The organism is Enterobacter sp. Li2LvB3, assembly GCF_056156645.1.
Genome location: NZ_JBSICG010000013.1, coordinates 73,419 through 95,796, shown reverse-complemented (window position 1 = coordinate 95,796; position 22,378 = coordinate 73,419). Strand labels below are relative to the sequence as shown.

The 22,378-nt window shown below is 52.4% G+C and carries 23 protein-coding genes and 1 other RNA gene; 6 read left to right on the top strand and 18 right to left on the bottom strand.

All coding sequences use genetic code 11. The features are described 5' to 3' along the window. Nucleotides 1-93: 93 nt before the first annotated feature. The 3 genes from ACS603_RS12605 to ffs all read right to left on the bottom strand — a co-directional run bounded on the left by ACS603_RS12605 (nt 94) and on the right by ffs (nt 932). The gene (locus ACS603_RS12605) at nt 94-309 is read right to left on the bottom strand and encodes a hypothetical protein (protein WP_014069144.1); all 216 of its coding nucleotides are present in this window, start codon (nt 307-309) and stop codon (nt 94-96) included. Beyond that, complete coding sequence (locus ACS603_RS12600; RefSeq protein ID WP_014069143.1) at nt 306-557, bottom strand: hypothetical protein; 252 nt, start codon at nt 555-557, stop codon at nt 306-308. The genes ACS603_RS12605 and ACS603_RS12600 overlap by 4 nt, the downstream gene beginning before the upstream one ends. Before the next feature lie 278 nt (nt 558-835). Then, nucleotides 836-932, bottom strand: an RNA gene (gene ffs / locus ACS603_RS12595) — signal recognition particle sRNA small type. A 233-nt stretch (nt 933-1,165) separates the two neighbouring features. On the opposite strand from ffs, the gene ACS603_RS12590 reads away from it, so the two are divergent. Together ACS603_RS12590 and ACS603_RS12585 are read left to right on the top strand one after the other, a co-directional pair. Then, nucleotides 1,166-1,573, top strand: coding sequence for a dTDP-glucose pyrophosphorylase (locus ACS603_RS12590; RefSeq protein ID WP_182059847.1), 408 nt, complete (start codon nt 1,166-1,168; stop codon nt 1,571-1,573). A 72-nt stretch (nt 1,574-1,645) separates the two neighbouring features. After that, entirely contained in the window at nt 1,646-1,981 is a 336-nt protein-coding gene (locus ACS603_RS12585; protein WP_182059846.1) for an MGMT family protein, read from the top strand. 38 nt (nt 1,982-2,019) lie between these two features. Here the strand turns inward: ACS603_RS12585 and ACS603_RS12580 are convergent, their stop codons facing one another. Continuing rightward, a complete protein-coding gene (locus tag ACS603_RS12580) occupies nt 2,020-2,547 on the bottom strand; it encodes a YbaY family lipoprotein (RefSeq protein WP_182059845.1) in 528 nt (175 codons plus the stop codon). Nucleotides 2,548-2,751: 204 nt separating this feature from the next. Between ACS603_RS12580 and tesB the strand changes: the two genes are divergently transcribed. Next, nucleotides 2,752-3,612 carry an acyl-CoA thioesterase II gene (gene tesB, locus ACS603_RS12575; protein ID WP_182059844.1) on the top strand — a complete coding sequence of 287 codons (861 nt, stop codon included), beginning with the start codon at nt 2,752-2,754 and terminating at the stop codon, nt 3,610-3,612. Between the two features lie 84 nt (nt 3,613-3,696). On the opposite strand, the gene amtB is transcribed toward tesB, so the two are convergent. From amtB to ACS603_RS12550, 5 genes are all read right to left on the bottom strand, one after another. Next, on the bottom strand, nt 3,697-4,983 hold the full coding sequence (gene amtB, locus ACS603_RS12570) for an ammonium transporter AmtB (RefSeq protein ID WP_182059843.1): 1,287 nt from the start codon (nt 4,981-4,983) through the stop codon (nt 3,697-3,699). A 35-nt stretch (nt 4,984-5,018) separates the two neighbouring features. Continuing rightward, nucleotides 5,019-5,357, bottom strand: a complete 339-nt coding sequence (gene glnK, locus ACS603_RS12565) for a P-II family nitrogen regulator (RefSeq protein WP_008503304.1) — start codon at nt 5,355-5,357, stop codon at nt 5,019-5,021. 222 nt (nt 5,358-5,579) lie between these two features. Next, nucleotides 5,580-7,361 (bottom strand): SmdB family multidrug efflux ABC transporter permease/ATP-binding protein, encoded by a 1,782-nt coding sequence (locus tag ACS603_RS12560; protein ID WP_182059842.1) that lies wholly within the window; start codon nt 7,359-7,361, stop codon nt 5,580-5,582. After that, the gene (locus tag ACS603_RS12555; protein WP_474944370.1) at nt 7,354-9,126 is read right to left on the bottom strand and encodes a SmdA family multidrug ABC transporter permease/ATP-binding protein; all 1,773 of its coding nucleotides are present in this window, start codon (nt 9,124-9,126) and stop codon (nt 7,354-7,356) included. The genes ACS603_RS12560 and ACS603_RS12555 overlap by 8 nt, the downstream gene beginning before the upstream one ends. Before the next feature lie 51 nt (nt 9,127-9,177). Then, the gene (locus tag ACS603_RS12550; protein WP_182059840.1) at nt 9,178-9,636 is read right to left on the bottom strand and encodes an Lrp/AsnC family transcriptional regulator; all 459 of its coding nucleotides are present in this window, start codon (nt 9,634-9,636) and stop codon (nt 9,178-9,180) included. A 115-nt stretch (nt 9,637-9,751) separates the two neighbouring features. Between ACS603_RS12550 and ACS603_RS12545 the strand changes: the two genes are divergently transcribed. Next, nucleotides 9,752-10,798: a PLP-dependent cysteine synthase family protein gene (locus tag ACS603_RS12545; RefSeq protein ID WP_182059839.1), complete on the top strand. Its 1,047-nt coding sequence runs from the start codon at nt 9,752-9,754 to the stop codon at nt 10,796-10,798. Nucleotides 10,799-10,839: 41 nt separating this feature from the next. On the opposite strand, the gene cof is transcribed toward ACS603_RS12545, so the two are convergent. Further along, on the bottom strand, nt 10,840-11,658 hold the full coding sequence (cof, locus tag ACS603_RS12540; RefSeq protein WP_315688020.1) for an HMP-PP phosphatase: 819 nt from the start codon (nt 11,656-11,658) through the stop codon (nt 10,840-10,842). A gap of 102 nt (nt 11,659-11,760) precedes the next feature. On the opposite strand from cof, the gene ACS603_RS12535 reads away from it, so the two are divergent. Together ACS603_RS12535 and queC are read left to right on the top strand one after the other, a co-directional pair. Then, nucleotides 11,761-13,461 (top strand): SgrR family transcriptional regulator, encoded by a 1,701-nt coding sequence (locus ACS603_RS12535; RefSeq protein WP_182059837.1) that lies wholly within the window; start codon nt 11,761-11,763, stop codon nt 13,459-13,461. A 66-nt stretch (nt 13,462-13,527) separates the two neighbouring features. Then, entirely contained in the window at nt 13,528-14,223 is a 696-nt protein-coding gene (queC, locus tag ACS603_RS12530) for a 7-cyano-7-deazaguanine synthase QueC (RefSeq protein WP_182059836.1), read from the top strand. A gap of 1 nt (nt 14,224) precedes the next feature. Here the strand turns inward: queC and ACS603_RS12525 are convergent, their stop codons facing one another. The 8 genes from ACS603_RS12525 to clpX all read right to left on the bottom strand — a co-directional run bounded on the left by ACS603_RS12525 (nt 14,225) and on the right by clpX (nt 22,350). Beyond that, the gene (locus ACS603_RS12525) at nt 14,225-14,554 is read right to left on the bottom strand and encodes a helix-turn-helix domain-containing transcriptional regulator (protein ID WP_182059835.1); all 330 of its coding nucleotides are present in this window, start codon (nt 14,552-14,554) and stop codon (nt 14,225-14,227) included. Next, nucleotides 14,541-14,816 carry a type II toxin-antitoxin system RelE/ParE family toxin gene (locus ACS603_RS12520; RefSeq protein ID WP_474944369.1) on the bottom strand — a complete coding sequence of 92 codons (276 nt, stop codon included), beginning with the start codon at nt 14,814-14,816 and terminating at the stop codon, nt 14,541-14,543. The genes ACS603_RS12525 and ACS603_RS12520 overlap by 14 nt, the downstream gene beginning before the upstream one ends. A gap of 121 nt (nt 14,817-14,937) precedes the next feature. After that, nucleotides 14,938-15,336 carry a YbgC/FadM family acyl-CoA thioesterase gene (locus tag ACS603_RS12515; RefSeq protein WP_474944368.1) on the bottom strand — a complete coding sequence of 133 codons (399 nt, stop codon included), beginning with the start codon at nt 15,334-15,336 and terminating at the stop codon, nt 14,938-14,940. A 99-nt stretch (nt 15,337-15,435) separates the two neighbouring features. Beyond that, nucleotides 15,436-15,822: a helix-hairpin-helix domain-containing protein gene (locus ACS603_RS12510; RefSeq protein WP_182059834.1), complete on the bottom strand. Its 387-nt coding sequence runs from the start codon at nt 15,820-15,822 to the stop codon at nt 15,436-15,438. Nucleotides 15,823-15,970: 148 nt separating this feature from the next. Beyond that, nucleotides 15,971-17,842 (bottom strand): peptidylprolyl isomerase, encoded by a 1,872-nt coding sequence (gene ppiD, locus ACS603_RS12505; RefSeq protein ID WP_446492289.1) that lies wholly within the window; start codon nt 17,840-17,842, stop codon nt 15,971-15,973. Nucleotides 17,843-18,054: 212 nt separating this feature from the next. Next, nucleotides 18,055-18,327, bottom strand: a complete 273-nt coding sequence (hupB, locus tag ACS603_RS12500) for a nucleoid-associated protein HU-beta (protein WP_002444653.1) — start codon at nt 18,325-18,327, stop codon at nt 18,055-18,057. 210 nt (nt 18,328-18,537) lie between these two features. Further along, nucleotides 18,538-20,892 (bottom strand): endopeptidase La, encoded by a 2,355-nt coding sequence (gene lon / locus ACS603_RS12495; RefSeq protein WP_014069127.1) that lies wholly within the window; start codon nt 20,890-20,892, stop codon nt 18,538-18,540. Between the two features lie 183 nt (nt 20,893-21,075). Further along, nucleotides 21,076-22,350: an ATP-dependent protease ATP-binding subunit ClpX gene (gene clpX, locus ACS603_RS12490; RefSeq protein ID WP_010428107.1), complete on the bottom strand. Its 1,275-nt coding sequence runs from the start codon at nt 22,348-22,350 to the stop codon at nt 21,076-21,078. Between the last annotated feature and the right edge of the window lie 28 nt (nt 22,351-22,378).

Here is a 22,378-nt window from a genome sequence, read left to right as displayed (position 1 = left end):
CGTGATTATTATCACAGATAATTTCACAGCAAAATTAAGAATAAAAACTGCTGACTGAAATGATTGCAGTCAGCAGTTTTCACAGAATGGTACTTAGTGCTGAGGAGGAATAGGGAAACCCTTAAGAGAAATAACGAAGTTTTCTCCTTCTTTCTTTATTTTTGCGCCGGTATCACACCAGTCAGACGCAATTCGAAAGAACTCATCACTACCTACATTCCAGCCAAGACGGACATGCTTCACATAGCCTGAACGCAACAAATCACAGGCCTCTTTGTAGTCATTGGCGGTTGACAGTTGTTGTTTCATTTTCTCTTCTTCAGAAGTTTACGTAGAGCCTTGATTTCTTTAGGAGTAAAAGGAGTTACACTCTCTTCTTCCGTATGCTGATTATCAATATCCTCTTCCGATACTCCCACCTCTTCTACCGCTTCAAATGCCAGCTGTAGCAGTTTCTCTGTGGTCACGCTTAAATTTTCATTATTCACTTCTGCGTAGTGGCGAAGTCTTTCTTTTAGCGCTTCATCAATCTTAACGTTTAATACCGCAGTAGCCATGATTGTTTCATCCCTTCGGAATAAGTCCTTTATTTAATACACGAAATTAACAATGTAATCCAGATTTATATTTTTTACTTATGACAGAAAAAATTCACCCAAATATAAAATGACAGTCTATTATTACATGTTTATGACAATAATATTTCAGTTGGATGAATGATATATTACATATTGAATTAAATGTCTTTTATTCCTGTGGAATAAATCAGCAAGCACAAAGATTGGGGAACGAAAGAGGTGCGGTAAAATCTGGGGAGAGCACAAATGGGTGGGGGCCCTGCCAGCTACATCCCGGCACACACGTCGTCTGCCCTGGCTGCTTCCTTCCGGACCTGACCTGGTGAACAGAGTAGCGTTGCGGGAGAACCAACAGAGCCCCCATTGAGAGCGTTGTTAACCAACGCGCTGGCGCATTATCCCTGTGCTGTCCGGCAATTGCAAGCCGCTGGCATTCGGATGACGGTTTATTGCACAACCGAGGCATAACTTAAGACCTGATAACGGCCTGCACAGCCTGATAAGTACAGATTGCGAGCCCCTTCGCAGTAAATTCACTCACCCATGCCACACTGTTCGAATGCGTTTCATTCCTGCAGGGCACATCCATGATTAGCACATTACCCCAGACACTGACGCTCGTTATGCCCGCCATCGATGGCGTAACCCTTCACCACAAAGGGCTGAATTACCTGCGTCCTGAATTGCTGCTGGATTTCGTGACCATCAGTGAACAGCCGATGCTTTTTGTCACGCCTGTTGCCGTGCTCTATTCCACTGTCGGCGTGGTGCGTTGCGTCAATCTGCGCAGAATTCCTGTCGCCGTTTCCGGACGGGTGATTTATCCAATCTGTTCACAGGCCCTGCCCGACCTGCGTGCCAAACTCATCATCAATACCCAGGCAAGAAAACTGAAGTTTCTGGAAAGTCTGGTGGCAATGCGTGAACAGCCCGCTGCCAGCAGTACAAAAGTGATCGGCCTGGCACTGGAATTCACCGTCCAGCAGCCCTCCTGAGCAACAGTCATTGCGCCTTCACAATCCGCCGGGGGTCGCTTATTCTGTGGTTTTTCTTGTCTGGTAAACACAATGGACGCTTTCGATTCGATTCCCGAACCGTTACCTGACTCATTCCCTGTCAGGGTCTGGCAGATTATCGCCTCAATTCCCGAAGGCTATGTAACGACTTATGGCGATGTCGCCCGGCTGGCAGGCTCACCCCGCGCGGCACGTCAGGTAGGCGGCGTATTAAAACGTTTACCGGAAGGCAGCACACTGCCCTGGCATCGGGTGGTTAATCGTCACGGGACAATCTCACTGACGGGCCCGGATTTACAGCGCCAGCGACAGGCATTGCTCGCTGAAGGCGTACAGGTGTCGGGGGGCGGGAAAATCGATTTACAGAAATATCGCTGGGTGTACTAAAACAGCTGCCCTCTTCACCGGGAAGAGGGCATAGGTCATTACTGCTGGATTAAGGCAGGTGGTTCAGCCGCAACAGGTGGTTGTGCTGAAACAGGAACTTCGGTCTGCTGCACCGCAACCAGATTCAGATCGGCTTTTGTCCCACCGTGGTTAATCACTTCCTGAACCGTATCAGTGATAAACATCAGCTTACCGTTAACGGTGACTGCTGCACTCAGCAATATCCGCGCATTAGGCTGGATGTCAGCCGGGTTGTATGGCAACACGAAACTGAACGGAGCCTGTTTACCGATGGTACGCACCGCTCTTTGCGACAGCACTTTGGCAGGTGCATCAGCCAGAGAGGCATCCGAAAGGGTGACCGTTAACACAGCGTCTGGCGGTAAAGCCACTTTCTGACGGATCCATACCGTACCAGAAACGTTAGGCTGCTGAGTAGTCTGCTGCGAAAGCGTGTCAACAGTATTTGGATCCGGCGCTGGCGCCTGGGTACTGGCGTGCTTACCTGCGCAGGCAGTCAGTGCCACCGCTATCGCTAAACCACTTACTATGTGCACGAGTTTCATTGAAGTCTCCTTATCATCAATGCACCAGCGGGATCGATCCCACCCGATGTCGTTAACATTTATATAACGTAACAAGTGTGGCACAAATCACTGATTAATGCCTGATTTCAGGCCGATATTCAGATTATTCTACCCATCGGACCACTTTCAAATCTGCGTTATACTCTGCTTATCTTTCGCCACGGCGTTTTATTGAGGACAACTATGAGTCAAGCACTGAACAATCTGCTGACATTACTGAACCTGGAAAAAATTGAGGAAGGACTCTTTCGTGGACAGAGCGAAGATTTGGGCTTACGCCAGGTCTTCGGCGGGCAAGTCGTTGGACAGGCGTTATATGCCGCTAAAGAGACCGTCCCGGCAGACCGTCTGGTGCACTCTTTTCACAGCTATTTCTTACGCCCTGGCGACAGCGCCAAACCGATTGTTTATGACGTTGAAGTGTTGCGTGACGGCAACAGTTTTAGTGCCCGTCGCGTGGCTGCCATTCAGAATGGCAAACCTATCTTTTACATGACGGCCTCTTTCCAGGCGCCTGAACCGGGTTATGAGCATCAAAAAGTGATGCCGCCATCCCCATCGCCGGAAGAGCTTAAATCTGAAACCGATATCGCGCGTGCGCTGGCGCACCTGCTACCACCGCAGGTGAAAGAGAAATTCCTGTGCGATAAGCCACTGGAGATTCGCCCCGTCGAGTTCCATAACCCGATGAAAGGCCACGTAGCTGCACCAAAACGTCAGGTGTGGATCCGCGCCAACGGCACCGTGCCGGAGGATTTCCGCGTCCATCAGTATCTGCTGGGATACGCTTCCGACTTCAACTTCCTGCCGGTTGCCCTGCAACCACACGGCGTTGGGTTCCTGGAAAAAGGGATGCAGGTTGCGACAATTGACCACTCCATGTGGTTCCACCGCCCGTTCGATATGAATGACTGGTTGCTCTATAGCGTGGAAAGTACGTCGGCGTCCAGCGCTCGCGGGTTTGTACGCGGCGAGTTTTATACTCAGGATGGTGTTCTGGTGGCATCAACGGTGCAGGAAGGGGTAATGCGTAATCGCGGGTAATTTTGTGCGGCCTGATGCCCTCTCCCGGTGGGAGAGGGCATCAACATTAAAAACGGCAACCTGAGGTTGCCGTTTTGCTGTTTATTAAGCGTTATACGCATTCTCGCCGTGGCTGTTGACGTCCAGACCTTCGCGTTCCTGCTCTTCTGGTACACGCAGACCGACGGTCATGTCAGCCAGTTTGTAGCCGATAAAGGCCACAACGGCAGACCAGACAACAGTGATGGCAATACTTTCCAGCTGTACCAGCACCTGGTGAACCATGGTGACGCCTTCTGCGTAACCCACTCCACCCAGAGATTTCGCCGCGAAAATACCGGTCATGATACAACCGATGATACCGCACACGCCGTGCACACCGAACACATCGCAAGGGTCATCAACACGCAGAACACGTTTCAGCGCAGTCACGCCCCACAGGCCAGCCAGACCAGCAACCAGACCAATAAGCAGCGCGCCACCTACACCCACATAACCACACGCAGGGGTGATACCAACCAGACCGGCGATCGCACCAGAACATGCACCCAGCAGAGAAGGTTTACCGCGAACGGCCCACTCACCAAATACCCAGGAGAGGATTGCACCCGCCGTGGCAATAACGGTATTCACGAAGGCCAGCGCAGCGATTTCGTTCGCAGCACTTGCTGAACCGGCGTTGAAACCGAACCAGCCAAAGTAGAGGATAGCCGTACCGGTAAACACCATCGGCAGGTTGTGTGGCTTGAAGGCTTCTTTGCCAAAGCCCACACGTTTGCCAATCAGGTATGCACCGACAAGACCTGCAACAGCGGCGTTAATGTGCACAACAGTACCGCCCGCGAAGTCCAGTGCACCATGAGTCGCCAGCAGACCACCGCCCCATACCATATGCGCAATCGGCACGTAGGAGAGCGTCAGCCAGACAACCACGAAAATCAGTACCGCAGAGAAGCGAATACGCTCAGCCAGCGCACCAACAATCAGGCCTACGGTGATACAGGCGAACGAGCCCTGGAAAGCAACATGGATGTACTGATAGAAACTACCCATCAGCGCGGTCAGTTCGATATTTTTCAGCATCACCCAGTTGAGGTTGCCGAAGAAAGCGTTGCCTTCGCCGAAGGCCAGCGAGTAACCGTAGACCACCCACAGCACACACACCAGTGCGAACGTCACAGCAACCTGCGTCAGCATGGAGAGGACGTTTTTACCGCGGATCAGGCCGCCGTAGAACAGCGCAATGCCTGGGATAGTCATGAACAGCACCAGCGCGGTGCAGATCATCATAAAGGCATTATCGGCTTTGTCTGCCACCGCAGGGGCAGCCAGTGCCAGGCCTGGCAGCAGTGCCAGCGAACCCAGACCCGTTTTGATTGTTGCTATCTTCATTTTCTCGATCCCTATCACTGTGTGCCAGGAGTTACTTACAATGCCGCTTCGTCGGATTCGCCCGTACGGATACGAATCACGCGCTGCAACTCGGCAACGAAAATTTTGCCGTCGCCAATCTTGCCGGTGTAGGCCGCTTTGCTAATGACATCAATCACTTCATCAAGCTGATCGTCAGCAATTGCGACATCAATCTTCACTTTAGGCAGGAAGTTAACGCTGTATTCCGCCCCACGATAAAGCTCGGCATGACCTTTCTGACGACCAAAGCCTTTCACTTCGGTGACAGTCAGTCCCTGAATACCCATGGAAGACAATGCTTCACGAACGTCTTCAAGTTTGAATGGTTTGATTACAACTGTAACCAGCTTCATAAATCCCCTCCAGTCAGAATTCGGTAATGGCCGCTGCTAACACGCAGGAGATATTGCAAGGGATGTGCCAGAATTGAAAAAAGGGGGAAAAAGCGGTGCAATGAGCGCGGCAAGGCATTCGGTGATGAAGTGGCGAAAAAAAACGCACCATAACAGTGCATGATGCGTTTCAGTGTTGCACCAACAGTTGAGAGTGTTAGCGCGTTGCCTGATTTTGGTGCATCAGGCGCTGAGTGATTCCTCTTCGCGCGCACTGGCAGCCAGCTCTTCTCCCGCCAGTTGCAACTGGTACATCTGCCAGTAACGCCCTTTCGCCTCTAACAGCTGACGATGCGTACCGCGCTCGACGGCCTGGCCGCGATGCAGCACCAGAATAGTATCGGCATCAACAATCGTTGACAGGCGGTGAGCGATAACGACAAGCGTTGTATGATCGCGCACGGCCGCCAGCGCCTGCTGGATAGCCTGCTCAGTACCGGAGTCAATACTGGCAGTTGCCTCATCCAGAATAAGCACCTGCGGCGTTTCAATAAGCACCCGCGCCAGCGCCAGCAGCTGTTTTTGCCCAACCGAGAGATTATTTCCCTGCTCGCCCAGCCGGGTGTCGATACCCTCGGGCAGACCGCGTGCCAGCTCTGCCAGCTGCACGGTTTCCAGCACCGCCCACACCTGCTCATGCGTATAAGGCCTGCCCAGCGTGACGTTGGCATAGAAAGTATCCGCCAGCACCACCGGGTCTTGCTGCACCATTGCCACCCCTTTACGCAGGACATTGTGGCTCAGGGAAGACAGTGGACGCCCGTCCAGGCGGATCTCCCCTTTCGTGAGCGGGTAATACCCCATCAGCAAGCTGGCGAGCGTACTCTTACCGCTACCGGTGTGCCCCACCAGCGCCACAAAGCCACGCGACGGGACATCCAGGCTAACGTCCTGGAGGACAAGCCGGTCATCACGATAAGCAAACGAGACATTATCAAAGGTAATAGCACCGCTTTGCAGACTACGGTCATCATCACCGTAGGTCTGACGTGGCCTGTCCATTAGCTCAAAGACGCGCTCTCCCGCAACCACGGCCTGTTGCAGCATGGATTGCTGAGTGGTGAGCTCAATCAGCGGTTCATTCAGACGCCCAAGATAACTAATAAAGGCATACAATACGCCCACTTCAATGGTGCCGCCCGACGTCAGACCAAACAGCATCAGTAAGCCGCAAAGCACCAGCGTAGAGAAAAGACTCAGCAACGGACGCAACAGGAAGCCATCCAGGCGAAGCGTCTGCATTCTCGCCATGTAATGTGAACGACTGGCTTCCCCCATTCGCTCGCCAAAACGTGCCTGCTGGCGGAACTGCTGGATGACGCTCATACCGTTGATCACTTCGTTAAAGCCATCGTTGATATCGGCCAGATAAGCGCGCACGCGGCGAACAATCGGCGTGCTGTAACGTTGATAGATAACCATCACAATCAGGACTGCCGGGAAGATGGTGATCGCCACCAGCGCCATGCGCCAGTCAAGGCTAAACATCGCCACCAACATCGCACCAATCAACGCCGCACTGCGTAATACCGTTGCCACAACGGTGACATACAGATCCCGGATAACCTCCGTATCATTGGTCACACGCGAGATAACTTGCCCGACAGGCTGAGTATCAAATTCACTCAGCGGCTGGCGCAGCGCCGCATCCATCACATCCGTGCGCAGCTGCTGCACGACGCCAACGGCTGCCCGGTTAAACAGCAACGACTGCGCATAGTGCAGCCCGGCGGCCGTCAGCTGTAACCCAACGTAGGCAATACCTAACCCCGCCACCAGCCCCAGCGGCAGATAGCGTTTCGCCACCATATTGTCGATGAAATAGCTAATCAGCAGCGGACCACTCACCTCAGCAATCGCCGCAATCCAGAGCAGAAGCACGGCAATCGACAGCGGTTTTCGCCACACAGAGCCATAGGAAAGCAGACGTTTTAAGGTCGGCCACATCGTTCCCAGCTTACGCATTGGCGGTCTCCTCATCCTGCTCTGGAGCATCATCGAGCGCCGCTTCAAGCTGCTGATAACGGTACATATCGCGATACCAGCCGGGTTGTTCTGTAAGCTGGTCATGTTGCCCACTCTGAGCAATGTGCCCGTGCTGCATCACCAGAATTTCACTGGCTTCGGTCAATGCCGACAAGCGGTGCGCACTGATAATCACCGTGCGCCCTTCGCCCCACTGTCGCAGGTTGTGCAGGATCTGATATTCAGTGCGGCCATCCACCGCAGAAAGTGCGTCATCCAGGATCAGGATTTCGGCGTTCAGCAGCAGCGCGCGGGCAATCGAAATACGCTGTTTTTGCCCACCAGAAAGCATCACACCACGTTCGCCCACCTCGGTGTCATAGCCCTGCGGCAGACGCAAAATATCGTCATGAACGCTGGCAAGACGCGCGACATGTTCAATCTCTTCCTGCGTCGCCGTTGGGTGGCCAAGAGCAATGTTATTCGCGACGGTGTCAGAGAATAAAAACGGCGTCTGGCTGACCACAGCCAGACGGCTGCGCCAGTCGTCCAGCAGAAGGCGTGTCAGCGGGATATTGTGAAAGCGAATATCGCCCTGAGTAACATCAAAGTGACGCTGGATAAGCGAAAGCAGAGTGCTTTTACCGGAACCCGTCGGGCCGCAAATACCCAGCATCTGGCCCGATTGCAGCGTGAAATTGACGTTTTCAAGCACCGGATGTTCCGTTTGCGGGTAAACAAACGAACCGATATCCGCTTTCATTACCCCACGTCCTTCCGGAACCGTTTCACTACCGTCGTTAACCACTGGCGCTTCGGCCAGCATGGCGCGAATACGGCTGTAGGCAGCACTGCCGCGCTCAACAATATTAAACATCCAGGCCAGCGCCAGCATTGGCCAAATCATCAGCCCCAGATACATCGCGAAACTGGTTAACTGGCCAAGCGTCATCATGTCGTGTACCACCATCCAGCTACCGCCGCCGATAGCCAGCAGGTTCGCCATACCGATAGCGATATAAATCGTCGGGTCAAAACGCGCATCAATCCGCGCCACCCGCATGTTTTTCGCCCCGGTATCCGCCGCATCGGCAGCAAACAGCGCAGATTGTCTGTCCTCCAGACCAAAGGCTTTGATCATGCGGATACTGGTCATGCTCTCCTGAGTGCGGTCGTTGAGTGACGAAAATGCCGCCTGCGCCAGTTTGAAACGCTCATGTAGTTTTTCGCCGTAGCGATTGATCGCCAGCGCCATAAGCGGCATTGGCAGCAGGGCCAGCAGCGTCAGTTGCCAGCTGATTTGGGTCGACATCACAATCAGCACCGCGCACCCCATCACCAGCGAGTCCACCAGCGTTAACACCCCTTCCCCGGCGGCAAACACCACGCGGTCAACGTCGTTGGTAGCACGGGCAATTAAATCACCAGTGCGGTGACGCAGGTAAAACTCGGGATGCTGGCGGCTCAGTTGGCGGTAAAAGTCTTCGCGCAGCTCAACGGCAAGCTGATAAGACGCCCCGAATAACAAGACACGCCAGACGTAGCGCAGCAGGTAGACAATCACCGCAGTCAGCACCAGCGTGCCAATCCACATCAACACCCGTGCGGTGGTGTAATGCTGTTCGGTGACGCCATCCACCACATATCCCACCACCTTTGGCGGGATAAGTTGCAGAATGGCAATGATAATAAGCAGGCAGACTGCGCCGAGATAGCGTTGCCACTCCCGACGAAAGTACCAGCTTAGTTGGGCAAATAATCGCACGCGGTATTTTCCTGAAGGTATTTTTCCGGCCTGGCCGGGAAGTTATTCAATTTATTCAATGGGTAATGCTGTGGTGTGTTTTATTTGTTCCATCGCGAAGCTCGATGTGACGTCCGATAAGCCCGGTACACTGTTGACCAGTCGCTTGTAAAAATCATCATATCGCTTCATATCGGCCACCTGGACGCGCATCAGATAATCATATTCCCCTGCCATACGCCAGAATCCAAGAACCTCCGGCATTTCAGAGACCTGGGTGACAAAGCGGCAATACCATTCGCTACTGTGATGCTGCGTTTTTATCAGGACAAATGCGGTCAGTCCAAGCCCCAATTTTTCGGGATCTAAAAGTGCAACACGCCCGAGCAAAATGCCGTCATCTTCCAGCTTTTTGAGGCGCTTCCAGCACGGTGTGGTGGTCAGATTAACGGCATCTGCCAGCGCCTGCAAAGAGAGGGTGCAGTCGGTTTGCAACAATGAAAGAAGCTTGCGGTCAATTTTATCTAGCATACCCACCTCGCAGAGAAAATTTTTCTCCCTTCATTCTATTTTAAAGGTCAGATAGCAACAATTTTTTCTGTGCTTTTCGCTATGCTGGGCACAAAATGACAAACGGATACACACGATGAATAGCACCTGGGTTAAACATGCCATCAGCGAAATCAATGCCGACTATCAGCGCTCGGCAGATACCCATTTAATCCGCCTCTCTCTGCCAGGATTTGCGGGCATTCAGCTCTACCTGAAAGATGAAAGCACCCATCCTACCGGTAGCCTGAAACATCGCCTGGCCCGCTCGCTATTCTTATACGGTTTGTGTAACGGCTGGATTAAAGAAGGCACCACGATCATTGAATCGTCGTCCGGCTCCACCGCGGTATCCGAAGCCTATTTTGCCCGGCTGTTAGGCCTGCCGTTTATCGCCGTGATGCCCTACTGCACGGCCAAACGCAAAATCGAGCAGATTGAGTTTTACGGCGGGCGCTGCCACTTTGTCGAAAGCGCCTGCGAAATTTACGCCGCCTCTGAAATGCTGGCTCGCGAGTTAAATGGTCATTATATGGATCAGTTCACCTTTGCCGAGCGGGCGACGGACTGGCGCGGGAATAACAACATCGCGGACAGCATTTTCCGCCAGATGACGCACGAACCTCATCCCGTTCCCGCATACGTTGTGATGAGCGCAGGCACGGGCGGGACGTCAGCCACCATTGGCCGTTACATTCGTTGCCAGGGTTATGACACACAACTGATGGTGGTTGACCCGCAGAACTCCGTGTTCCTCGACTACTGGCAAACCCGCGATGTCGCCCTGCGTAGCCCGGTGGGGAGCAAAATTGAAGGCATTGGCCGCCCGCGCGTTGAGCCATCGTTTATTCCTGATGTTGTGGATGAAATGCTGCGCGTACCTGATGCAGCAAGCGTTGCGACAGCACACTGGCTGGAAGCTCAGCTTGGCCGCAAGGTGGGTGCTTCTACGGGCACAAACATGTGGGGCGCGTTGCAGTTAGCCGCGCGGATGCGCGAAGAGGGTCGCACCGGCTCTATCGTTACGCTGCTGTGCGACAGCGGCGAGCGTTATCTTGATACCTATTACAACGCAGAGTGGGTGCAGGCGAATATCGGTGATATCGAACCCTGGAAAGCGCAAATCACGCAACTGCTGAAATAAAAAAAAGCCAGACCGAAGTCTGGCTTGCTGGAAGGGTCTCACTATTCGGGGGAATATGGGAGGTTGTTTTTGTCCAGCCAATGAGTCAAAAAGTGGGATACGGCTTCGTTACGGCAGTGTCCAATAACGGGCAGATGAGGTAGCTCCGCTTTAAGCTGCGGCATCGCATTCCCCATAATCAGACCGCGACCGACGCTACCCAGCATCTCGCGGTCGTTCATGGCGTCGCCAAACGCTATACAATCCTGCATCGTGAAACCCAGATGGCCGCTCAGCACCGCCAGCGCCGAGCCTTTATTGCAGCCCACTGGCAGCACTTCCAGGCAATCTACCGCCGAGAACGTCAAATGCGCACGTTCGCCTAGCGCCTCATTAAGCTGAATGCGCAGACGGCACAGATCGTCATGATCGCCGCAGAAACAGATTTTCGTCACCGTGTGAGCGGGAATACGGCGCAGATCGATTAACTGATATTTAAATCCGCTATAGACATGTGCGTGCAGCATTTCCGGTATTTCTCGCCCGGTAAACCATCCTTCGTCGTTAAAGACATGCACGCTGGCCTGAGTATCCCAGGTGCTGTGCAGCACAATATCCGCCACTTCCGGACTGAGATCCTGACGATGCAATACATCCCCTTCAACGGAGTGAATTCGCGTCCCGTTACCGGTTATCAGAAACGCATCGAGCGAAAAGGCTCCTAGCAAATGGCGCATTTCCAGCACGTGGCGACCTGTCGCAAAGGTCAGGGTAATATCATGCTCATGCAGGCGCTTCAGGGTGTTCAGGGTTTTATCGCCTAAACGGTGATCCGGCATTAACAGCGTGCCGTCCATATCAAATGCAGCGAGCCTGGCCATGATTACTCCCGAAAATGTGATGCGGTTAACTTGTGCATCAGTATTACCTGAGATATACGGAAGTAATACTGAATAGATGGAAATTATTGTTCCGGGTTTATCATGCGCCAGCTTAATCGCCTCAACCAATATCAACGCCTGTGGCAACCTTCGGCAGGTGCGCCGCAGAAGGTCACCGTAACAGAGCTTGCCAGCCGCTGTTTTTGCAGTGAGAGGCATGTGCGCACACTCCTGCGCCAGGCACAGGAGGCCGGCTGGTTAAGCTGGCACGCCCAGTCTGGGCGGGGTAAACGCGGCTCTCTCACGTTTCATGTCACGCCGGAATCGCTGCGTAATGAGATGATGGAAGAGGCTCTGAAGAGCGGACATCAGCATAACGCGCTGGAACTGGCGCAGCTTGCACCGGAAGATTTGCGCACTCTGCTTCACCCTTATCTGGGCGGGCTTTGGCAAAATGACACGCCAACGCTACGGATCCCCTATTACCGCTCGCTGGATCCGCTTCTCCCTGGCTTTTTAGCGGGCCGTGCAGAGCAGCATCTGGCGGGGCAAGTGTTCTCCGGGCTGACGCGTTTTAACGGCACCAGCAGTGAACCCACAGGCGATCTTGCTCACCACTGGGAGGTATCGGCCGATGGGCTGCGCTGGCATTTTTACATCCGTTCCACGCTGCACTGGCACAACGGCGATAAAGTCGAAACAGTGCAGCTACAACAAAGTCTGACTGCACTGTTGGCCTTACCGGCCCTGCGTAAACTGTTCCAGAGTGTCTCGCGCATCGACGTGACGCATCCCCAGTGTTTGACCTTTATTTTACATCAGCCGGATTACTGGCTTGCGCACCGGCTGGCGACATATTGCAGCCGCCTGGCGCATCCTGAGCAGGCCATGACGGGCAGCGGGCCTTTCCGTCTGACCCTGTACGATCCCGATCTGGTTCGTCTGGAGAGCCACGAGCAATATCATCTGAGCCATCCCCTGTTAAAAGCGATTGAGTTCTGGATAACGCCGCAACTCTTTGACTATGGGCTGGGTACAAGCTGCCGTCATCCCGTGCAAATTGCCATTGGCGAACCCGACGAACTGGCCAGCCTGCGTCTGGTGAGTAACAGCACCAGCCTGGGCTTTTGTTATCTCACCCTGAAACAGAGCCCACGATTAAGCGAAATGCAGGCAAGACGGCTGATCAATATTATCCACCTCACTGAACTCCTGCATACGCTGCCGCTTAACGAGGGGCTGATTACCCCAACGCAGGAAATGCTTCCCGGATGGAGTATCCCGCAGTGGCCAGAGCTCGGGGATGTTCAACTGCCGAAAACGCTGACCCTGTTTTACCATCTGCCCGTAGAGCTCCACACCATGGCGAGCCAGTTAAAACAGTACCTTGCGCAGCAAGGTTGTGAGCTTACGTTGATATTCCACGACGCGAAAACGTGGGATGGCTGTCTGAGTCTTGCCGATGCGGACATCATGATGGGTGACAGGTTGATCGGCGAAGCGCCGGAATATACGCTTGAGCAGTGGCTACGCTGTGATGCACTCTGGCCGCATCTGCTGAGTGCCCCTCAGTTTACCCATCTACATGCCACACTGGATGCCGTTCAGAGTCAGGCCGATGAGCAAGCCCGGCATGTCGGTCTTAAGACTTTATTCACCGGATTAATGGAGAGTGCAGTGCTGACTCCCCTGTTCAACTACCAGTATCAAATCAGCGCCCCTCCGGGAGTCAACGGCATACAACTGAATGCCCGCGGCTGGTTTGATTTTACGCAGGCCTGGCTACCGGCACCTAAATTGTGAAGAAGCTGGTCGCCGTCGAGGTCAGGCGGTAACATTACGCTTTTACCGTCACTGTCGAGATAATTTATGAAACGTGCCGTCGTCGTGTTCAGCGGAGGACAAGATTCCACTACCTGCCTGGTTCAGGCTCTTCATCAGTATGATGAAGTTCACTGTGTGACTTTCGATTATGGTCAGCGTCATCGCGCTGAAATCGACGTTGCCCGCGAACTGGCGCTGAAACTGGGCGCGCGTGCGCACAAGGTACTGGATGTTACGCTGCTAAATGAACTGGCCGTCAGTAGCCTCACCCGCGACAGTATTCCTGTGCCTGACTATGAACCTGATGCCAGCGGTATTCCGAATACCTTCGTGCCAGGGCGTAATATCCTGTTCCTGACCCTGACGGCGATTTACGCCTGGCAGGTGAAGGCCGAAGCCGTGATCACCGGCGTCTGTGAAACCGACTTCTCCGGCTACCCGGATTGCCGCGATGAATTTGTTAAAGCGCTCAATCACGCGGTAAATCTGGGGATGGCGAAAGATATCCGCTTTGAAACACCGCTGATGTGGCTCGATAAAGCAGAGACCTGGGCGCTGGCCGACTACTGGGGCAAGCTGGATATGGTCCGCAGCGAAACCCTCACCTGCTACAACGGCATTAAGGGCGACGGTTGCGGCCAATGCGCGGCCTGTAATCTGCGCGCGAATGGGCTGAACCACTATCTGGCTGATAAAGCTGGCGTGATGGCCGCATTGCAGAAAAAGACCGGGCTGAAATAAGTTACTTCGCCGTGCTGTCGAACAGTTTTACGCCGGCAGCACGGGTGACTTTCACCAGCGTTGTCAGCGTTGGGTTGCCATTGCCTGACAGGGTTCGGTAAAGCTGTTGACGAGAAAGTCCCGCTTTTGCAGAGATTTCACCGATGCCGCCCTGGGCTTCAATGACACGCCTTAACGCAATTAAATATGCCGGGATCCCCTGGTCTTCATAAATCTCCTCCAAAGCAACCTGAAGGTATAGCTGAGCGTAAGAAGGATTTTCGCGAAGCATCTTAACGACGGCCTCATCATGGCTGACGGAAGCAGGATAGTTTTGTTCACTTTTGCTCATCCGGTTTATCCTTTTGATAATCTTTCCAATAGTCTATTGCCAGTTTTATATCCGATGATTGGCCCTTTTTGTCACCGCCCATCAGCAACAACAGGACCTCCCGATGTTCAACAGCAAAATAGACTCGATAACCGGGACCAAAATCCATTTTCATTTCCAAGACGCCGCTTCTCAGATAACGATAATCCCCGAAATTGCCTTTTTCCGCACGGTCAATTCGCAGAAGGATCCAAAACGCTAACTCCGGATCCTTCTTCTGCATTTTCGCTACCATTCCTCAAACGGAATTGTCCCGTCACGGGTCTGGTAACGTACAACGACGTAGTCCCTGTCCATTATTCTATCCCTGACAAAACCATTTGTCTTTTATAAAAGACAAAAATCTATACGATCATCAACTCCAGCTTTTCACGCAACTCCCCTTCCAGCGGCAACGCTTTCTGATTTTTAAGATCAATACAGACAAAGGTGATCAGCGCATCGGCAACCACCTGCCCTTCAGGATCCAGGGTTACCACCTGGCTTAACACACCACTTTTTCCGTTTAGCTGCTGTACCTGGCTGGTGACGGTAAGGACATCTCCCAGCACGGCCGGACGACGGTAGTTGATATTGATGTTGACGACCACGAATGCGATGTTGTGCGCGGTCAGCCACTGAAAGCTTTCGCTGTTTTCCAGCCCGTCCCAGCGAGCCTCTTCAAGAAATTCGAGATAGCGGGCGTTATTCACATGCTGGTACACATCGAGGTGATACCCGCGTACTTTGATTTTTGTCTGCATAGCGCAATAGCCTTTACTGTTGTTATAGGATTAGAGGTCATAACTGGTATGACCTCTTTATCCTGGCAAATTTTTGCCGCCGTGCAAGTTATTGCGTGATTACAACGTCAGGTGTGAGAGATTGCGCTCAACCAGTGAACTGCCCATGCCCGGAACTTGCTTAAGATCGTCGATGGTTTTAAATGGGCCATACTCTTCACGGTAGCTGACAATGGCCTGCGCTTTTTTCAACCCGACACCATTCATCGCGCGGGCGAGATCTTCAGCAGAAGCCGAATTGATGCTGACTCGCGTACCATCATCATCCGCGCTTTTCGCGCCAGGCATTGCTTTTGATGGCATAGCCCCTTGCCCATTTACCGATGACTCGGCTTTAGCCTGTACCGCCGGTGTTTTATCGACTGCCGTAGCAGCATTCGCCACTTGTACAATCCCGCCGCTGGCAAGCGCCAGAGTAATGATGAGAGCTTTGATTCCACGTTTCATGCTGTTATCTCCTTGTTTGTTGACAGCCACATCACGATAGCCGCGCCGTAAAACAGGTACAAACAGCAGATTGCAGAAATGGAAAAGGCCGCGAAAGCGGCCTTTGGATATTGCAGTACGTTACGAAAATCTGCGAGCAGATACGTAATTATTGCTGCTGAGTAATGATGTCACCCAGCTTGATTTTGGCTTCTTTACGCAGGTTGCTCATCATTGCTTCGAACGCGATCTGTGCATTGTTTTGCGTAATGCCCTGAACCATCGCTTTCTTCTGCGCTTCTGGCATGGTACCTGCCTTCACTTCATCCAGCGCCAGCAGAACAATGTTACCCTGCATGTCGGAGGTTGTGCCAAAGCTTGGCTTATCTTTCGCAGGCAGGCTAAGACCAAACGCAGCCTGGCTGACAGGATCCTGCCCCGTGCGGCTCAGCGTTTTCGCATCACCGAAGCTCAGACCCGCCGCTTTCAGGGCATCATCTTTACCTGCTTTCAGGTCAACCAGGATCTTCTCAGCATCCAGTTTCGCCTGCTGTTCCGCTTTGTTGTGTTTAACCTGTGCGACAACCTGATCTTTCACTTCTGCCAGCGGTTTTACCGCCTCTGCTTTATGCTCGGCCACACGCAGAACGAATGCACGGTCGCCGTCCACGGTAATGATGTCAGAGTTGCTACCCGGTGTGCCGTTCTCGCCCACCAGACCACCGTTGAAGATGGCATCAGAAACCGGTTTAAAGTTCAGCTCTTCCGGCAGGTTGTCGCGGCCAAACCAGCCCGTCTCAACCGCTTTTGCACCTGCGGCCTGCTCTGCACCCGCCAGTGATTCGTTGTCATTGCTGGCAGCGTCACTCACTTTCTGCTGCAACGCATAGAAGGCATCCAGTGCTTTTTCCTGCTTCACTTTCGAGGCGATATCGTCACGAACGTCAGTCAGCGGCTTGGTTTTTGCCGCTTCGATATCGTCCAGACGTGCAACCAGGAAGCCAACGGAAGATTTGATAACGCCAGACAGCTGACCTTTATCTTTCAGGCCTGCATTTTTCAGTTCATCCGGGGTAGTGGCATCTTCCAGCCAGCCCATATCACCGCCATTTTTTGCAGAGATAATGTCAGTGGATTTTGCTTTGGCTACCGTCGCGAAATCAGCGCCTTTGTTCAACTCATCCAGCACGGCTTTAGCATCAGCTTCAGTTTTGGTCTGAATCACGCTGTAGCGGTTACGTTGAGGCTGAGTGAACTGATCCTGATGCTGATCGTAGTAAGACTGAATGTCCGCGTCAGAGGCCGTTTCCTGCAACGCAGCAGCATCCAGTTTGATGTAGCTTACACGGAATTGTTCTGGCGCAACGAAAGTGTTCTTGTTCTGCTCGTAGTAGGCGTTAATTTCGTCATCGCTCACCTGCTGTTTCGCAGCCAGGGCAGCAACATCAATTGTTGCTTCACGGACAACACGCTGCTGAGACACCAGAGCAGCCAGCTCGTCAGTTTCACCTTTGAGCATAAAATCGGTGCCAACCACGGCATTGATCAGTTGCTGGGTCGTCAGCTGATTACGCAGCGCCTGCGCGTACTGGTCGGCAGACATACCCATCTGATTGACGATGCTGTTGTAGCGAGCGTTATCGAATTTACCGTTAGACTGGAATGCCTGAGTAGAGATAATGGCTTTTTTAACCTGCTCGTCGCTGATTCCCAGACCCAGGTTCCTGGCGTACTGGTCAAGCAGCGCTTCGTCAATCAGGCGGTTCAACGTCTGCTGACGCAGGGTTTTCATGTAACCTTCATTTGCTGCCAGCTCTGAGAACTGATCGCCCAGCTGTTGCTGCATACGGTTACGTTCACCCGCGAAAGCGTTCTCGAACTGCCCACGGCTGATTTCCTGGCCATTCACTTTTGCGGCATAGTTGGCGCCAGCGCCGATAAGGTAACTGCTCACGCCGGTCAAAATGAACGACACGATAATGATACCGAAAATAATCTTGAGCACGAGACTGTTAGCAGCCGTGCGTAAGCTGTCCATCATGGTGTAACAACACTCCGCTGTAGGTGACTGGTTACCTGACGCTGACGGAAAATCCTGACCGTCGCGCGTAAAGTCGTATTGTGACAAGAAACCGGGGCAATTGTCAGCCCACAACTCGCATAAACTCGAACAAATCAGGTCTGGACAAACAAAAAAGGCACATCAAATGATGCGCCCTTGTACTTTTCAGCTTCCCTGAAACGAGAAAGCAATCAGTTTACTGCGTCTTTCAGCGCTTTACCGGCACGGAAGCCCGGCACTTTAGCAGCAGCAATGGTGATCTCTTTACCGGTCTGAGGGTTACGGCCAGTACGGGCAGCACGCTCTTTAACCGCGAAAGTACCGAAACCTACCAGTGCAACATCGTCCCCAGCTTGCAGAGATTCAGTAACAGAAGCAATTAAAGCATCTAACGCACGTCCAGCTGCAGCTTTAGAAATATCAGCACCCGCAGCAATTTTGTCAATCAGTTGAGATTTATTCACTGTTCTCTTCCTCTCTTTATAATTTATATCGCACCTGAATCCTTCACAGCGCGACCGCGCAGCAGTTATATCAGGCCTGCCATGACCTTACAACACCCGTTGTTGATGGCTAGCCCAATCAGCAATCTAAATTAGCTATACAAAAAAAGGCTGGCAAGTCCGAAATGACTTACCAGCCTTGTTTTTATTGACGCTCTTTGCGCGAGGTCACTATTTTGCAGTTACAACCTGCATTCCTGAGGGTTCATTCTGCAATGCGAGAGTCAGAACTTCCTCAATACGCTTCACCGGATGGATGTCCAAATCGGCAATAACGTTGTCCGGAATCTCTTCCAGGTCGCGCTTATTTTCATGCGGAATTAATACAGTTTTGATCCCACCACGGTGTGCAGCCAGAAGTTTTTCTTTCAGACCACCAATTGGCAGAACCTGACCACGCAGCGTAATTTCGCCCGTCATCGCCACATCGGCACGAACCGGGTTCCCTGTCAGACAAGAAACCAGTGCCGTACACATGGCAATACCCGCACTTGGACCATCTTTCGGTGTTGCACCTTCAGGTACGTGGACGTGGATATCGCGTTTTTCGTAGAAATCCGGGTTGATACCCAGTTTTTCCGCCCGCGCGCGCACCACAGTCAGCGCAGCCTGAATGGATTCCTGCATCACTTCACCCAGGGAACCGGTGTATGTCAGCTTACCTTTACCCGGAACACAGGCGGTTTCGATGGTCAGCAGATCGCCACCCACTTCCGTCCATGCCAGACCGGTAACCTGGCCTACACGGTTCTCGCTGTCCGCACGACCGTAGTCGAAACGCTGAACGCCCAGATACTCGTGCAGATTGTCGCCGTTAATCTCGATGTGCTTGAGGGTTTTATCCAGCAGCAGCTGTTTAACCGCTTTACGGCACAGTTTAGAGATTTCACGCTCAAGACTACGGACACCCGCTTCACGCGTGTAATAACGAATAATGCTAATAATGGCACTGTCGTCAACCGTGATCTCGCTATCTTTCAGTGCGTTACGCTCAATCTGCTTAGACAGCAGGTGGCGTTTGGCAATGTTCAGTTTTTCGTCTTCGGTGTAACCCGACAGACGGATCACTTCCATACGATCCAGCAATGGAGCCGGAATGTTCATGGAGTTAGAGGTCGCTACGAACATCACATCGCTCAGATCGTAGTCAACTTCCAGATAGTGATCGCTGAACGCCACGTTCTGCTCTGGATCCAACACTTCAAGCAGTGCTGACGCCGGATCGCCACGCATATCAGACGACATTTTGTCGATTTCATCGAGCAGGAACAGCGGGTTTTTAACGCCCACTTTCGCCATCTTCTGAATCAGTTTGCCCGGCATTGAACCGATATAAGTACGACGGTGACCGCGGATTTCAGCTTCATCACGCACACCGCCAAGCGCCATACGGATGTACTTACGTCCGGTCGCTTTGGCAATAGACTGACCCAGAGAGGTTTTACCAACCCCTGGAGGCCCTACCAGACACAGGATTGGGCCCTTAAGCTTATTCACACGGCTCTGTACCGCGAGGTACTCAAGGATACGGTCTTTAACGCGCTCAAGGCCGTAGTGGTCGGTATCAAGGATTTCCTGAGCCTGGCGCAGGTCTTTTTTGACCTTGCTGCGGGCATTCCATGGAACCTGAACCATCCACTCAATGTAACCGCGAACAACGGTCGCTTCAGCCGACATTGGAGACATCATTTTCAGCTTTTGCAGTTCTGCTTCGGCTTTTTCTTTCGCCTCTTTCGGCATTTTTGCCGCGTCGATCTTACGCTTCAGCGCTTCGTTTTCGTCCGGCGCGTCGTCCATTTCGCCGAGTTCTTTCTGAATCGCCTTCATTTGCTCGTTCAGATAGTACTCACGCTGGGATTTCTCCATCTGCTTTTTCACACGGTTGCGAATGCGTTTCTCAACCTGGAGCAGATCGATTTCGGATTCCATCATCGCCATCAGATATTCCAGACGTTCATTCACGTCGGACATCTCCAGCACAGACTGTTTGTCTGCCAGCTTCAGCGGCATGTGAGCAGCGATGGTATCCGCCAGACGTGCAGGATCGTCAATGCTGTTCAGCGACGTCAGCACTTCTGGTGGGATTTTCTTGTTCAGCTTGATATAGCCTTCGAACTGGCTAATGGCCGTGCGCACCAGCACTTCCTGCTCACGTTCATCAAGCTGCGGCGAATCGAGGTACTCTGCTTTTGCAGAGAAGTGTTCGCCATTGTCAGACAGAGTGGTAATACGCGCACGCTGCAAACCTTCGACCAGCACTTTGACGGTGCCGTCTGGCAGTTTCAGCATTTGTAAAATAGAGGCCACGGTCCCGACGGTGAAAAGATCGTTTACACCCGGCTCATCCGTTGAAGCTTCTTTCTGCGCAACCAACATGATTTTTTTATCATGATCCATGGCGGCTTCAAGGCAACGGATAGATTTTTCCCGCCCTACAAATAAGGGTATGACCATGTGCGGATAAACCACCACATCGCGCAACGGCAATACGGGGATTTCAATGCGTTCAGAACGCTCAGGATTCATAGAGCTCTCTCTTAGTTTAGTGTCCGCCAGGTAATCAGGTTGTGTAACTGTGCTTCACACAACCATTAACATGTAAGCAGTATATGGGGATGTTTCCCACACATTCAACGCCATGAATACGGAAAAAGTAAAGGGGGGATAAAATCCCCCCTTTTTTAATAACTGCTTGTATGTTTTGGTGAATTATTCGCCAGATGCCTGCTGTGCTTCAGGCTTACCGTAAATCAGCAGCGGTTTCGTTTGACCACCAATGACTGACTCATCAATAACCACTTTTTCGACATCTTCCATCGATGGCAGATCGTACATGGTATCGAGCAGCGCAGCCTCAACGATGGAACGCAGACCACGAGCACCGGTTTTACGCACCATTGCTTTCTTGGCAATGGCATCCAGCGCTTCGTCACGGAACTCCAGCTCAACGCCTTCCAGATTGAACAACGCCTGATACTGTTTAGTCAGTGCATTTTTCGGTTCTTTCAGGATCTGAATCAGAGCGTCTTCGCTCAGTTCGTTCAGCGTTGCGACAACCGGCAGACGGCCGATGAACTCAGGGATCAGACCAAATTTGATCAGATCTTCCGGTTCTACCTGCGACAGCAGTTCGCCTTCGTTCGGTTTTTCAGACGTCGACTTCACCGTCGCGCCAAAACCAATGCCGGAGCCAGTTTCAACACGGTGTGAGATAACTTTGTCCAGACCCGCAAACGCACCACCACAGATAAACAGGATCTTGGAGGTATCCACTTGCAGGAATTCCTGCTGCGGATGTTTACGACCACCCTGTGGTGGAACAGCAGCAACGGTACCTTCGATAAGCTTCAGCAGCGCCTGCTGCACGCCTTCACCCGACACGTCACGCGTAATGGATGGGTTGTCGGACTTACGGGAGATCTTATCGATCTCATCGATATAAACGATCCCACGCTGCGCTTTCTGCACATCGTAATCGCACTTCTGCAACAATTTCTGGATGATGTTTTCAACATCTTCACCCACGTAACCTGCTTCGGTCAGCGTGGTGGCATCCGCCATCGTGAACGGAACATCCAGCAGGCGTGCCAGCGTTTCAGCCAGCAGCGTTTTACCGGACCCGGTAGGGCCGATCAGCAGAATGTTACTTTTACCCAGTTCTACGCCATTGCTGGTATCGCCGTTACGCAGGCGTTTGTAGTGGTTATAAACCGCCACCGCCAGCACTTTTTTAGCTTGTTCCTGACCGATGACATAGTCGTCAAGGTGATGACGAATCTCATGCGGGGTTGGCAACGCGCTACGCTCACGGTGAGGTGCTACTTCTTTAATCTCTTCGCGAATGATGTCATTACATAAGTCGACACATTCGTCGCAGATATACACGGACGGCCCGGCAATCAGTTTACGCACTTCATGCTGGCTTTTGCCGCAAAAAGAGCAGTACAGCAGTTTGCCCGAACCATCTTTGCGTTTATCTGTCATGAGTCCAAACCTCTTTTTAAGTTCTTTG